Here is a 14,151-nt window from a genome sequence, read left to right as displayed (position 1 = left end):
CCCCCCCCCCCCCCCCCCCCCCCCCCCCCCCCCCCCCCCCCCCCCCCCCCCCCCCCCCCCCCCCCCCCCCCCCCCCCCCCCCCCCCCCCCCCCCCCCCCCCCCCCCCCCCCCCCCCCGGGACGACGTCAGCTGGAGCGGGAGTCGGACTCCGGCGCGGGCGCCGGGCGGCCGGTCGTCTCGGTGCCGACCGGCGACTCGCCCCGCTCGACCTCGGCCGCCGGGTGCTCCTCGGTGCTCTCGCCGCGGGTCTTGAGCAGGCTGGCCACGGTGGCCACCAGCAGGACGACGAGGATGACCGTCAGGGACAGCCAGGTCGGGATCGCCGGCACGCTCTCCAGCGGCTCGCGGTGGCCCATGAACGGGTACTGGTTCTCGTGGACGGCCTCGAGGATCAGCTTCACCCCGATGAACGCCAGGATGACGGCCAGGCCCAGGGACAGGTAGACCAGCCGCTTGAGCAGCCCGCCCAGCAGGAAGTACAGCTGGCGCAGGCCCATCAGCGCGAAGATGTTCGCGGTGAAGACGATGAACGGCTCCCGGGTGAGGCCGAAGATCGCCGGGATGCTGTCGAGTGCGAAGAGCAGGTCGGTGGTGCCCAGCGCCAGGAACACGACGATCATCGGCGTCCAGAGCTTCTTGCCGTCCTGGACGACCCGGATCTTGCTCTCGTGGAAGTCCTGGGTCATCGGCAGCACCTTGCGCATGCGCCGGATGAAGCCGTTCTCCTCGTAGTCCTCGTCCTCGTCGCGGTGCCGGACCAGGTTGATCGCGGTGTACACGAGGAAGGCGCCGAAGAGGTAGAAGACCCAGATGAACTGCTCGATCAGCGCGGCGCCGGCGAGGATGAAGAGCCCGCGGAGCACCAGCGCGATGATGATCCCGACCATCAGGACCTCTTGCTGCAGCTTCCTGGGCACCTGGAAGCGGGCCATGATGATCACGAAGACGAAGAGGTTGTCGACCGACAGCGAGTACTCGGTCAGCCAGCCGGCGTAGAACTCGGTGGCGAACGTGCCGTTGGTGACCGCGAGGACGATGGCGCCGAAGACCAGCGCCAGGGCCACGTAGAAGACCACCCAGCCGGTCGCCTCCTTGACGGAGGGCTCGTGCGGGCGACGGACGACGAGGGCGAGGTCGGCGAGGAGCAGGACGGTCAGCCCCACGAACGTCGCGATCTCGAACCAGACGGGGAGCTCCACGCCGCGGGACTCTACGTGGCGCCCCACCGGTGCACCGGATGACCACTCCGGGTCTCCGGCCAGGAGCACGGCGGGCCGGGGGTGACGTGCGCCACCTCCGGCCCGCCGGCGCGCCGGGTCGTCAGCCGGTGTGCCGCGAGGACCCGGGGCTCCCGTCCCCGTCCCGCCCGGCCGGGGTGCGCCCGCCGTCGACCTCGTGGGTCAGCGAGCCGTCCTCCTGGGCGCCGGTGGGGGTGATGCCCTCGGACGGAGCACCCTCCCGGGCCAGCCGGCGCTCCCGCACCTTCCGGTCGTGCCGCAGGCTCGCCACGGTGGTGACCGCCAGGGTGACCAGGATGACCAGCAACGACAGCCAGGTCGGGATCTCCGGGACGACGGTGATGTGCTCGCCGCCGTTGATCCAGGACAGCTCGTTGGTGTGCATCGCGTGGATGACCAGCTTGGCCCCGATGAAGGCCAGGATCACCGCCAGGCCGTAGGCGAGGTAGACCAGCCGGTCGAGCAGCCCGTCGATCAGGAAGAACAGCTGGCGCAGGCCGAGCAGGCTGAACGCGTTGGCCGCGAAGACCAGGTAGGTGTCCTGGGTCAGCCCGAAGATCGCCGGGATCGAGTCGACGGCGAAGATGATGTCGGCGGTGCCGATCGCGATCAGCGCGATCGCCAGCGGGGTGATGTACCGCTTGCCCTGCAGCTTCACGGTCATCTTGTCGCCGTGGTGCTCCTCGGTCGTGGGGACGACCCGGCGCACCAGCCGGAGGACGGCGTTCTCCTTGTACTCCTCGTCCTCGTTGTGCCCACCGCTGCGGGCCTGCACGACGGCGGTGTAGATCAGGATGCCGCCGAAGATCCAGAAGACCCAGCTGTAGTTCTCGATCGCCGCGGCGCCGATGAGGATGAAGATCGTCCGGAGGACGAGGGCGAACGTGATGCCGAACAGCAGCACCTTCTGCTGGGCGATCCGGGGCACGCCGAAGCTGGCCATGATCAGCACGAAGACGAAGAGGTTGTCGACCGACAGGCTCTTCTCGGTGATGTAGCCGGCGAAGTACTCACCGCCCGGCGTCGCGCCGCCGAACCAGAGCACCAGCAGCCCGAAGACGACGGCGATGCCGACGTAGACGGCCGACCAGGTGCCGGCTTCCCTCAGCGAGGGTGCGTGCGGGGTGCGGACGTGGCCGACGAAGTCGAAGACCAGCATCCCGATGATCCCGGCGACGGTGATCGCCCAGACCCAGAAGGGGACGTCCATGTACGTGTTCCTCCGGTGTGACTGGCAGGCGTGTCAGTACCCGGAGGTCTCTCCCACCGACGGTCGTCGTCGGCCAGCAGCGCCGGAGGTCATGGGACCTCGTGTTGACGACGAAGCTGTGCGCGGGGTACTCCCCTCCACGGTGGACCGGTCACCGGGGGCAACCGAGAGCCACCCCCGATGGGATCCGAGCGGCTGAACGATCGAGCCCCCGGCAGAGTTCCCGACCCCGCCCCTCGCTCGCCCCCGCCGCGAGCTCGCGAGCGGCGGGGGCGAGCGGGCCCTCCGTCAGGCGTGCGCGGCGTCGAACTGTCGCAGCTCCCGCTTGAGCTCGTTGAGCTCGTCGCGCAGCCGCGCCGCCACCTCGAACTGCAGCTCGCGGGCCGCGGCCAGCATCTGCTCGTTCATCGTGGTGATCATGTCGGCCAGCTCGTTGCGCGGCAGGCCCTGGACGTCGATCGACCCGGCCTTGGCCCGGCTCTTCGACGACAGGCCCGGCACCGGCGACTTGCCGCGGGACTGCTGGCGCCCCGAGCCGCCGAGCAGCTCGGTGGCCCCTTCGGCGTCCTCGCTGGCCTGGTAGATGCCGTCGAGGATGTCGACGATCTTCTTCCGCAGCGGCTGCGGGTCGAGGCCGTGCTCGAGGTTGTAGGCGATCTGCTTCTCGCGCCGTCGGCTGGTCTCGTCGATCGCCTGGGCCATCGACGGGGTGATCTTGTCGGCGTACATGTGCACCTCGCCGGAGACGTTGCGCGCCGCCCGCCCGATCGTCTGGATCAGCGAGGTGCCCGAGCGCAGGAAGCCCTCCTTGTCGGCGTCGAGGATCGCCACCAGCGACACCTCGGGCAGGTCGAGCCCCTCGCGCAGCAGGTTGATCCCGACGAGCACGTCGTACTCGCCCTGGCGCAGCTCGCGGAGCAGCTCGACCCGCCGCAACGTGTCGACCTCCGAGTGCAGGTAGCGCACCTTGATGCCCAGCTCGAGCAGGTAGTCGGTGAGGTCCTCGGACATCTTCTTGGTCAACGTGGTGACCAGGACCCGCTCGTCCTTCTCGGTGCGCAGCCGGATCTCGTGCACCAGGTCGTCGATCTGGCCCTTGGTCGGCTTCACCACGACCTGCGGGTCGACCAGCCCGGTCGGGCGGATCACCTGCTCCACGACGTCGCCCTGCACCCGCCCCAGCTCGTAGGAGCCCGGGGTCGCCGACAGGTAGACGGTCTGGTGGATCCGGTCGGTGAACTCCTCCCAGCGCAGCGGGCGGTTGTCCATCGCCGAGGGCAGCCGGAAGCCGTGCTCCACCAGGGTGCGCTTGCGGCTCATGTCACCCTCGTACATGCCGCCGATCTGCGGCACCGTCACGTGCGACTCGTCGATGACCAGCAGGAAGTCGTCGGGGAAGTAGTCGATGAGACAGGCACCGGCGCTGCCGGGCGCTCGGCCGTCGATGTGCCGGGAGTAGTTCTCGATCCCGGAGCAGAAGCCGACCTGCCGCATCATCTCGATGTCGTAGGTGGTGCGCATGCGCAGCCGCTGGGACTCCAGCAGCTTGCCCTGCTTGTCCAGCTCGGCCAGCCGCTGCTCGAGCTCGGCCTCGATGCCGGCGATCGCCCGCTCCATCCGCTCCGGGCCGGCGACGTAGTGGGTGGCCGGGAAGACGAACAGCTCGTCGACCTCGCGGACCACCTCACCGGTCAGCGGGTGCAGGTAGTACAGCCGCTCGACCTCGTCGCCGAACATCTCGATCCGGCAGGCGAGCTCCTCGTAGACCGGGAACACCTCGATCGTGTCGCCGCGCACCCGGAACGTGCCCCGGGTGAAGGCCAGGTCGTTGCGGGTGTACTGCTCGGTGACCAGGGTGCGCAGCAGCTCCTCGCGGTCGCGCTCCTCGCCCACCTTGATCTTCAGCGCCCGCTCGACGTACTCCTCCGGCGTGCCCAGGCCGTAGATGCAGGAGACGGTCGACACGACCACCACGTCGCGCCGGGTGAGCAGGCTGTTCGTCGCCGAGTGCCGCAGCCGCTCCACCTCCTCGTTGATCGAGGAGTCCTTCTCGATGTAGGTGTCGGTCTGCGGGACGTAGGCCTCGGGCTGGTAGTAGTCGTAGTAGGAGACGAAGTACTCGACCGCCGCGTCGGGCAGCAGCTCGCGGAACTCGTTGGCCAGCTGGGCGGCGAGGGTCTTGTTCGGCGCCATGACCAGCGTGGGGCGCTGCACCTGCTCGATGAGCCAGGCCGTCGTCGCCGACTTGCCGGTGCCGGTGGCCCCGAGCAGCACCGTGTCCTGCTCGCCGGCGTTCACCCGCTCGGCGAGGGCCTTGATGGCGGCGGGCTGGTCACCGGAGGGCTCGAACTCGCTGACGACACGGAACCGCCCCTGGCTGGGCCGGATGTCGGTGGAGGTGCGCACGGGGACGACGGTACGACGGGGGTGCGACAGAAGGGCCGTCCGCCGTCCCAGTGCTGGTCGGGGGCCCGCGGGCACACTCCTGCCCACTCGTGGGACGGGTGGTGCGACCGGCGCGCCGGACGGGGCCGGGGACCTTGCCGTCGACCCGGGCGACCCCCTAGCGTCGGCGCCCGCAGGAGCGAGCAGCACCGGTCACCACCAGCGCCACCCGGACCCCGGGCGAGGTCGGCGGTGGCCGGGCTGCCCGCCCTCGCCGGCGCCGCACCGCTCGCGCCTCCGCCCCATCCCGCCCGGCCGCTGCCGGCCCGGGGGCGGGTCACCTCCGTCGTCCCGGCCGGACGACGTCTCCCCGCCCGGCCGCTGCCGGCCCGGGGCCGGGTCACCTCCGCCGTCCCGGCCGGACGACGTCTCCCCGGACGGCCCGGTCGCGTCCGGGGAGGTCAGGACGCGACGCGCCCTCGCCGCGGTCTTGGCAGACTCCTCGCGGACACCCCGCCGTCCCCCGGCCACCGCACACGTGTCCTGCCTCTCGGCAGGTGTGGGGAGGTCGCGACGCGGGCATCCAGCGGCGAACCCCCGGTTCAGCCGTGACGACCCGCGCCCTGCGCCCCGAGCCCAGGGGCGACCAGCTTCAGGAGGACGACCCTTCATGACCACCCAGGTGTGGCCCGGTTCCGCCTATCCCCTCGGAGCTACCTACGACGGCACCGGCACCAACTTCGCCATCTACAGCGAGGTGGCCGAGAAGGTCGAGCTGTGCCTCTTCGACGAGGCCGGCAACGAGGAGCGCATCCGCCTCCCCGAGATGGACGCCTACGTGTGGCACGCCTTCCTCCCCGGCGTCCAGCCCGGCCAGCGCTACGGCTTCCGGGTGCACGGCCCGCACGACCCCGCGCAGGGCCACCGCTGCAACCCGAACAAGCTGCTGCTGGACCCCTACGCCAAGGCGATCGACGGCCAGATCGACTGGGACGAGTCCTGCTTCGGCTACCACTTCGAGTCGGGCGAGAAGAACGACGACGACTCCGCGCCGCACATGCCGAAGTCCGTGGTCATCAACCCGTACTTCGACTGGGGCGTCGACCGCCCGCCGAAGATCCCGTACAACAAGACGGTCATCTACGAGGCCCACGTCAAGGGCCTGACGATGACCCACCCGCGCATCCCCGAGGAGCAGCGCGGCACCTACGCCGGCGTCGCGCACCCGGCGGTGATCGAGCACCTGCAGAGCCTGGGCGTCACCGCCATCGAGCTGATGCCGGTGCACCAGTTCGTGCAGGACGACACCCTGCTGCAGAAGGGCCTGCGCAACTACTGGGGCTACAACACGATCGGGTTCTTCGCGCCGCACAACGAGTACGCGCAGGACACCGACGGCCAGCAGGTGCAGGAGTTCAAGGGCATGGTCCGCGCCCTGCACGAGGCCGGCATCGAGGTCATCCTCGACGTGGTCTACAACCACACCGCCGAGGGCAACCACATGGGCCCGACGCTGTCGTTCAAGGGCATCGACAACAGCACGTACTACCGCCTGGTCGAGGACGACCAGCAGTACTACATGGACACCACCGGCACCGGCAACTCGCTCAACGTCCGCACCCCGCAGGCGCTGCAGCTGATCATGGACTCGCTGCGCTACTGGGTCACCGAGATGCACGTCGACGGCTTCCGCTTCGACCTGGCCTCCACCCTGGCCCGCCAGTTCCACGAGGTCGACCGGCTGTCGGCCTTCTTCGACCTGGTGCACCAGGACCCGATCGTCAGCCAGGTGAAGCTGATCGCCGAGCCCTGGGACATCGGCGACGGCGGCTACCAGGTCGGCAACTTCCCCGCGCTGTGGACCGAGTGGAACGGCAAGTACCGCGACACCGTCCGCGACTTCTGGCGCGGCGAGGACGCCACGATCGGCGAGTTCGCCAGCCGCATCTCCGGTTCTGCCGACCTCTACCAGGGCGCCGGCCGTCGCCCGGTGGCCAGCATCAACTTCGTCACCGCGCACGACGGGTTCACCATCAACGACCTGGTCTCGTACAACGAGAAGCACAACGAGGCCAACGGCGAGGGCAACAACGACGGCGAGAGCCACAACCGCAGCTGGAACTGCGGCGTCGAGGGCCCCACCGACGACCCGGAGGTGCTCGAGCTGCGCGCCCGGCAGCGGCGCAACTTCATCGCCACCCTGATGCTCAGCCAGGGCGTGCCGATGCTGCTGCACGGCGACGAGCTGGGCCGCACCCAGAACGGCAACAACAACGGGTACTGCCAGGACTCCGAGCTGACCTGGATCGACTGGGAGGACGTCGACGAGGGCCTGCTGGAGTTCACCAAGCTGGTCACCAAGCTGCGCACCGACCACCCGACGTTCCGCCGCCGCCGGTTCTTCCACGGCCGCCCGGTGCGCCGCGAGGAGGGCGACCCGGTGCAGGACATCGCCTGGCTGACCCCCTCCGGTGAGCTGATGAGCGACGAGGACTGGGACGCCGGCTACGCCAAGTCGATGGCCATGTACCTCAACGGGCACGGCATCCGGGAGACCGACGAGCGCGGCGAGGACGTGGTCGACGACTGCTTCTACCTCGCGTTCAACGCGCACCACGAGCCGATCGAGTTCACCCTGCCCGGCGACGACTACGGCGCCGGCTGGACGGTCGTCGTCGACACCGCCGAGCTGGGCGAGGTCGAGCCGGTCGAGGTCAAGGCCGGGGAGACGCTGACCGTCGCCGCCCGGGCCACCGTGGTGCTGCAGGCCGCCCCGTGAGCCAGCCGCTCCACGCCGGCCGGCGCCGGGAGGTGCCGGCCAGCACCTACCGGCTGCAGGTGACCGCCGACTTCACCCTGGACGACGCCGCGGCGGTGGCCGGGTACCTGGCCGACCTCGGCGTCACCCACGCCTACTCCTCGCCGCTGCTGCGCTCGGCGGCGGGGAGCACGCACGGGTACGACACCGTCGACCACGCCCACATCGACGAGCCGCGCGGGGGCCGGGCCGGGTTCGACCGGCTGGTCGCCGCGCTGCACGAGCACGGCCTGGGCCTGGTGCTGGACCTGGTGCCCAACCACATGGGCGTCAGCGACCCGGCCGAGTCGACCTGGTGGTGGGACCTGCTGCAGCACGGGCGGGAGTCCGCGCACGCCGACGCCTTCGACGTCGACTGGGACTTCGGTGGCGGCAAGGTGCGCATCCCGGTGCTGGGCAGCGCGGACGACGTGTCGGAGCTGGAGGTGGTCGACGGCGAGCTCCGGTACTACGACAACCGGTTCCCGATCGCCCCGGGCACCGAGGGCGGGCCGCCGCAGGAGGTGCACGCCCGGCAGCACTACGAGCTGGTCGACTGGCGGCGCGCCGACGACCAGCTCAACTACCGCCGGTTCTTCGCGATCAACACCCTCGCCGGGCTGCGGGTGGAGGACCCGGAGGTCTTCCGGGCCACCCACGCGCTGATCGTGGAGCTGGTCGAGAACGGCTCGGTCGACGCGCTGCGGATCGACCACCCGGACGGCCTCGCCGACCCCAAGGGCTACCTCGACGCCCTGGCCGAGGCCACCGGCGACCGGTGGACCGTGGTGGAGAAGATCCTCGAGCCCGGCGAGGAGCTGCCCGGGTCGTGGAAGACGGCCGGGACGACGGGGTACGACGCGCTCTCCGAGGTCGACGAGGTGCTGGTCGACCCGGCCGGCGAGGCGGCGATCACCGCCCTGGACACCGAGCTGGCCGGTGGGCAGGTCGACTACGCGCAGCTGGTGCACGACTGCAAGCGCGAGGTCACCGACGGCATGCTCGGCTCGGAGGTGGCCCGGCTGCAGCGCATCGTCGGCGAGCTGCCGGGCGTGCCGGCCGAGCAGGTGCGCGAGGGGCTGGCCGAGCTGCTGGCGAGCTTCCCCGTCTACCGCAGCTACCTGCCTGACGGCCGCGAGCACCTGGACGAGACGGTCGCGGCGGTCAAGCAGCGCCGCGCCGACCTGGCCGACGCCGTCGACGCGCTGCACCCGCTGCTCGGCTCGGCCGGCACCGAGCTGGCCACCCGCTTCGAGCAGACCTCCGGCCCGGTGATGGCCAAGGGCGTGGAGGACAGCGCCTACTACCGGTGGGCCCGGTTCGTCGCGCTCAACGAGGTGGGTGGCGACCCGGCGCGGTTCGGCACCACGGTCGCCGAGTTCCACGAGGCGCAGCAGCAGCGGGCCGAGCGCCGTCCGGCGTCGATGACGACGCTGTCGACGCACGACACCAAGCGCAGCGAGGACGTCCGGGCGCGGCTGGCGGTGCTCGCCGAGGTGCCCAGCGAGTGGGCCGGCCTGGTGCGCGGCTGGCTCGGCCGGCACCCGCTCGCCGACCGGCAGCTGGCCCACCTCGTGTGGCAGAACCTGGTCGGCGCCTGGCCGCTGTCCCGGGAGCGGGCGCACGCCTACGTGGAGAAGGCCGCCCGGGAGGCCGGCACCTCGACCACCTGGACCAACCCGGTGCAGGAGTTCGAGGACCAGCTGCACGCGCTGGTCGACGCGGCCTTCGACGACGCGACCACGCACGCCGAGATCGAGGCGTTCGTGCAGCGGGTCGCGCCCTTCGGGTACAGCAACTCGCTGAGCCAGAAGCTGCTGCAGCTGACCATCGCCGGTGTCCCGGACGTCTACCAGGGCACCGAGCTGTGGGACTTCTCGCTGGTCGACCCGGACAACCGCCGTCCGGTCGACTACGACCTGCGGCGCGAGCTGCTCAGCCGGCTCGACGAGGGCTGGGTCCCGCCGGTCGACGAGACGGGTGCGGCCAAGCTGCTGGTGGTCTCCCGCACGCTGCGGCACCGCCGCGACTCCCCCGAGGCGTACGCCGGCTACATGCCGGTCGAGGCGACCGGGCCGGCCGCCGACTCGGTGATCGCCTTCGACCGCGGCGGGGTGGTGACGGTGGCGACCCGCCGGCCGGTGCACCTGGCCGAGACCGGCTGGGGCGACACGACCGTCGGCTCGCGCACCGGTGCCTGGCGGGACCTGCTCACCGGCAACCGGGTCGTCTCCGACCGGGCCGGGGTCCGGCTGGCCGACCTGCTCACCCAGCTGCCGGTCGCGCTGCTCGTGCGGGACTGAGGAAGGACCCCCTTCCTCCCCACCCGTCGCAAGCTCAGGGCGGGCCGGGGAGGGGGCCGAGCGGCGGTCGGGCTCTTGGGTCCGGCCGCCGTTCGGCGTCCGGGGGCGGTGACGCTGAGTGGGTGGCGGCCCACGGGGAGCCGCCGAGCGTCCGGCCTGTCGCGACCGCTCCTGGGCGGACGCCCGACCGGCACCGGAGAGGACGAGCGGAACCGGACGGTCTCGCACACCATGGGTCGCGTGCCCGGGCCGGAATGGCCGGGTACGAGGCACCGGACCGCCCAACCCCGTCCGCCGGTCGCCTGACCCCGAGCATTCCAGGACGGGGGCGGGGGAACCACTCTCCACCGACGCGTCCGCGCGTCTCGGGGTGAAGCCGTGCCGTGCGCGCTGCACGACCGGCCGGGCATCGATCAGCCCGAACCCGACAGCTCACCTCGCAGGCGGTGATCGGAGGATCACTTGTCCCACACGAACACGTCCCGGACCCGTCGCCTGACCCGGGGCGGCGCCGTCCTGGCCGGCGCGACCGCGATCGGGATCGGCGTCCTCGCCGCGCCCGCCTCGGCCGCCGGGGAGCACGACTGGAGCGGCGTCGCCGACTGCGAGTCCAGCGGCAACTGGCAGATCAACACCGGCAACGGCTACTACGGCGGGCTGCAGTTCTACCAGCCCACCTGGGAGGGTTACGGCGGCCTCGAGTTCGCGCCGCGCGCCGACCTGGCCACCCCGGCCCAGCAGATCGCCGTCGCCGAGCGGGTGCTCGTCGGCCAGGGCATCGGCGCCTGGCCGGTGTGCGGGCAGTACCTGACCGGCGGCACCACGGCGGTCGCCGATCCGGCACCGGCCCCCGCACCGGCCCCGTCCGGGGGCAGCTACACGGTGCAGCCGGGTGACACCCTCGGCAGCATCGCCAGCGCGCAGGGCGTCGCCGGCGGCTGGCGGGCGCTCTACGCGGCCAACCAGGGCACCATCAGCGACCCGCACCTGATCTACGTCGGGCAGCAGCTGGCGCTCTGAGGCACGCCCCGCCCTCCCCACCGTGCGCGGTGGGGAGGGCGCGGGCCCGCGTCAGAACCTGATCGCGTCGATCACCTTGACCCGGACGGCGATCAGCGCGGGCACCAGCCCGGCCAGCGCCCCCACGGCCGTGGCGGCGAGCAGCCCCTCGACCGCGGCGGAGACCGGGAAGCCGGGGGCGTCGGCCAGCGGGACGCCACCGGCCAACCACCGCTCCAGCGGCAGGTTGCGCACGATCGCCACGGACACGGCCACCGCGGCCAGCCCGGCCAGGGCCGTGGCCACCACGCTCTCCAGCACGACCGCGGAGAAGACCCGCGCGGAGGTCGCCCCGAAGCTGCGCCGCACGCCGATCTCCCGGATCCGTTGCCGCACGGTGACCAGACCGATGTTCAGCACGCCCAGCCCACCCAGGAACAGCACCACCAGGCCGGCGGCGCGCACCGCGAGCCGGAGCTTCGCGATCGTGTCCTCCAGGTTCTCCGGGTCCTGCCGGTTGGCCTGCACCTCGGCGCCGGGCAGCAACCGGGCCAGGTCGGTCCGCACCGCGGCCACCACCGCGTCGGCCTGGTCGGAGGGCACCCACAGCTCCAGGGTGGGCGGTGACCAGAAGCCGACCCCGCCGGCCGACGCGGTGGCGTCCCCGGCGGAGGAGTCGATCCGGTAGGCGGCCGGGTAGCCCTCGTTCCAGGCGGCCACCCCGACGATCGTGGCGAGCACCGGCTGCGGGCCGCCGATGACCACGGTCGGGTGACCGCTCAGGTCGGTCACCCCGAGCAGCCCCAGGAAGTCCCGGTTGACCACCAGCGCCGGCGACAGGCTCTGCCGGTCACCCGCGCGCAACCAGCGGCCCTCCACCGGCTGGATGCGGTGCAGCGGCCCGTACGACGGCGACACCCGCCGGGTCTCGACCGCCTCCGTGCCCCCGGGGAAGCGGTAGAGCCCGTTCTCGTAGGCGAGGGTGGCCACCGCCTGCTCCGGCAGCCCGTACCGGCTGACCAGCGCCTGCACCCCGGCGTCCCACTCCTCGCGCGGCACGCTGCCGCTCATCGGGTCGTAGGCCGAGACGCCGATGGTCGCCGTCCGCCCCCCGCTGGCCTCGGCCTGCTCCTGCTGGACCTGGGCGGCCATCTGGCCCAGCGCCGTCACCGTGGTCATCGCCAGCACGGCCAGGAACACCCCGACCAGCGACAGCACCACCCGCGCCTTGTGCACCCGGACCTCGCCCCAGGCCTCGCTGAGGGTGCCCAGCAGCCCGGTCATGCGTCGGACCGGTCGCTCGTCGCCGCGGCGAGGGCGTCCCCGGCCGCGACCGCGGTGAGCCGGCCGGCGTCGAGCCGGTAGCGCCGGCCGGCCAGCGCGGCCACCGACAGGTCGTGGGTGATGGTCACCAGAGCGGCCCCGTTCTCCGCGGTCACCTCGGCCAGCAGGGCCATCACCGCTGCTCCGGTCTCCACGTCGAGTGCACCGGTCGGCTCGTCGGCGAGCACCACCCGTGGCCCGCGGACCAGGGCCCGGGCGATCGCCACCCGCTGCTGCTCACCACCGGAGAGCCGCTCGGGCACCGACAGGGCGCGGGCGCTCAGGCCCACCCGGTCGAGCATCGCCCGCGCGGCCCGGTTGCGGGTCAGGAACTCGCGGCCGCGGGCGTACAGCAGGGGTGCGGCGACGTTCTCCTGCGCGGTGCGCCGGGGCAGCAGGTTGAACTGCTGGAACACGAAGCCGAAGGTCTCTCCCCGCAGCCGGGCCCGCCGCCGTGCGCCGAGGGAGTCGGTCGGCTGCCCGTCGAGCAGGTAGCTGCCGGCGGTCGGGCTGTCCAGCAGGCCCAGCACGTTGAGCAGGGTCGACTTGCCGGAGCCGGAGCGCCCGACGATCGACACGTGCTCGCCGGGCGCGACGCTCAGGTCGACCCCGGCCAGCACCGGCAGCAGGCTCCCGTCCGGGAGGCGCACGTCCCGGCCGATGCCGGTGAGCTCGAGCAGGCTCACCCGTACGGCCCGCCCATGCCGTAGGGGTCGGCGGCGGCGTCGTCGGGCACCGGCACGAACTCCAGCACCTGCTCGCCCTCGGTGAGACCGCCGGTGATCTCGACCTGCTGGCCGTCGGTGAGGCCCAGGGTGACCGGCCGCTCCTCCGGGGTGCCGTCGGCGCCGGGCACCCAGACGGTGCCGTTCTGCACCGAGCCCTGCACCGCGGTCACCGGCACGACGAGCGCGTCCGCGACCTCGCCGGCCTGGATGGCCACGGTCGCCGCCATCCCGGAGAAGACCGTCACCCCGGCCGGGACGGCGCACCGGGCGGTGGTGGTCGCGGTGATCGGCATGCCGGTCATCGGGTCGATGCCGGCGGTGGCCTGGTCGCCCTCGCCCTGCGGTGCGCCGAGGGTGAGCCCGGTGCAGGTGAACGGTGCGGGCCCGCCGGTGACGGTGACCTCGGCGGTGCCGGGCGGGCTGAGCAGGCGGAACTGGTCGGCCTGGCTGAGCGACGCGGTCACCGAGAGGGTGCCCGGGGAGATCGTGCCGACGGCGTCGCCGACCGCCACGACCTGGTCCTTGAGGACGTCGAGGGTGGCCAGCCGGCCGGCCGCCGTCGCGGTGACGGTGACGACCCTGACCAGCGGGTCGCGCGGGGTGGACGTCGGGTTGCCCTCGGCATCGGTGCCCTCGATCGGGTCCCGCTCCTCCTCGTACCGCACGTCCAGCAGCGCGTCGCCCACGGCGACCGTGGCCCCGGGCGCGACCCGCAACCGGCTCACCGTCCCGGCGGCGGTGGCCTTCACCGGCACCGCCGGGTCGGCGGCGATGGTGCCCTCTACGGAGACCGTGTTGGTGACCGTGCCGCGGCCGACCGGGATGGCCGGCGAGCCCAGGTCGACACCGGGCGCGCCGGAGGCCCCGGCCGGGTCGGCGTCGCCACCGCTGCCGCGGAAGGCCAGGACCACGAGCGCGACGGCGATCACCGCCCAGATCACGATTCTCAGCACGGGCAGGACCCAGGTCCGGACCACCGTCATGTCGGCTCTCTTCGTCGCGCGGAACGGAAGCGTCAGGAACGTAGCGGTGCGGAGGGCCCGTCGTGGTCATCCCGGCGACGGAAACGCCGTCGTGACCAGGTCATCCCCCGGGTGGACGCCGCAGGTGCGCCAGTCGTGCCCGCTGTCACGGTTGACCGCCGGGTGCCCGGGCATGATCGACCTG

Annotated in this window: 9 protein-coding genes and 1 riboswitch; of the genes, 3 read left to right on the top strand and 6 right to left on the bottom strand. The window is 72.4% G+C overall.

The window, feature by feature from the left end:
* Window positions 1-126: 126 nt before the first annotated feature.
* The 3 genes from ACJTNH_RS18385 to uvrB all read right to left on the bottom strand — a co-directional run bounded on the left by ACJTNH_RS18385 (window position 127) and on the right by uvrB (window position 4,855).
* Window positions 127-1,200 carry a TerC family protein gene (locus ACJTNH_RS18385; protein ID WP_458178285.1) on the bottom strand — a complete coding sequence of 358 codons (1,074 nt, stop codon included), beginning with the start codon at window positions 1,198-1,200 and terminating at the stop codon, window positions 127-129.
* A 121-nt stretch (window positions 1,201-1,321) separates the two neighbouring features.
* The gene (locus ACJTNH_RS18380) at window positions 1,322-2,449 is read right to left on the bottom strand and encodes a TerC family protein (RefSeq protein WP_458178283.1); all 1,128 of its coding nucleotides are present in this window, start codon (window positions 2,447-2,449) and stop codon (window positions 1,322-1,324) included.
* Between the two features lie 288 nt (window positions 2,450-2,737).
* The gene (uvrB, locus tag ACJTNH_RS18375) at window positions 2,738-4,855 is read right to left on the bottom strand and encodes an excinuclease ABC subunit UvrB (protein ID WP_458178282.1); all 2,118 of its coding nucleotides are present in this window, start codon (window positions 4,853-4,855) and stop codon (window positions 2,738-2,740) included.
* Window positions 4,856-5,504: 649 nt separating this feature from the next.
* Between uvrB and glgX the strand changes: the two genes are divergently transcribed.
* The 3 genes from glgX (at window position 5,505) to ACJTNH_RS18360 (ending at window position 10,954) form a co-directional block, all read left to right on the top strand.
* Window positions 5,505-7,613, top strand: a complete 2,109-nt coding sequence (gene glgX / locus ACJTNH_RS18370) for a glycogen debranching protein GlgX (RefSeq protein WP_458178280.1) — start codon at window positions 5,505-5,507, stop codon at window positions 7,611-7,613.
* A complete protein-coding gene (gene treY / locus ACJTNH_RS18365; protein ID WP_458178278.1) occupies window positions 7,610-9,934 on the top strand; it encodes a malto-oligosyltrehalose synthase in 2,325 nt (774 codons plus the stop codon). Before glgX ends, treY begins: the two co-directional genes overlap by 4 nt.
* A 289-nt stretch (window positions 9,935-10,223) precedes the next feature.
* A riboswitch (cyclic di-AMP (ydaO/yuaA leader) is annotated at window positions 10,224-10,395 on the top strand.
* Between the two features lies 1 nt (window position 10,396).
* Window positions 10,397-10,954 carry a transglycosylase family protein gene (locus tag ACJTNH_RS18360; protein ID WP_458178276.1) on the top strand — a complete coding sequence of 186 codons (558 nt, stop codon included), beginning with the start codon at window positions 10,397-10,399 and terminating at the stop codon, window positions 10,952-10,954.
* A 51-nt stretch (window positions 10,955-11,005) separates the two neighbouring features.
* On the opposite strand, the gene ACJTNH_RS18355 is transcribed toward ACJTNH_RS18360, so the two are convergent.
* From ACJTNH_RS18355 to ACJTNH_RS18345, 3 genes are read right to left on the bottom strand one after another with little or no spacing between them, the layout of a single operon-like run.
* The gene (locus ACJTNH_RS18355) at window positions 11,006-12,217 is read right to left on the bottom strand and encodes an ABC transporter permease (RefSeq protein WP_458178274.1); all 1,212 of its coding nucleotides are present in this window, start codon (window positions 12,215-12,217) and stop codon (window positions 11,006-11,008) included.
* Window positions 12,214-12,942: an ABC transporter ATP-binding protein gene (locus ACJTNH_RS18350; RefSeq protein WP_458178272.1), complete on the bottom strand. Its 729-nt coding sequence runs from the start codon at window positions 12,940-12,942 to the stop codon at window positions 12,214-12,216. The genes ACJTNH_RS18355 and ACJTNH_RS18350 overlap by 4 nt, the downstream gene beginning before the upstream one ends.
* Window positions 12,939-13,967, bottom strand: a complete 1,029-nt coding sequence (locus tag ACJTNH_RS18345) for an efflux RND transporter periplasmic adaptor subunit (protein ID WP_458178270.1) — start codon at window positions 13,965-13,967, stop codon at window positions 12,939-12,941. Before ACJTNH_RS18345 ends, ACJTNH_RS18350 begins: the two co-directional genes overlap by 4 nt.
* Window positions 13,968-14,151 lie beyond the last annotated feature (184 nt).

Source organism: Modestobacter lacusdianchii, from assembly GCF_054177765.1.
This window is presented reverse-complemented; position numbering and strand designations above follow the sequence as displayed.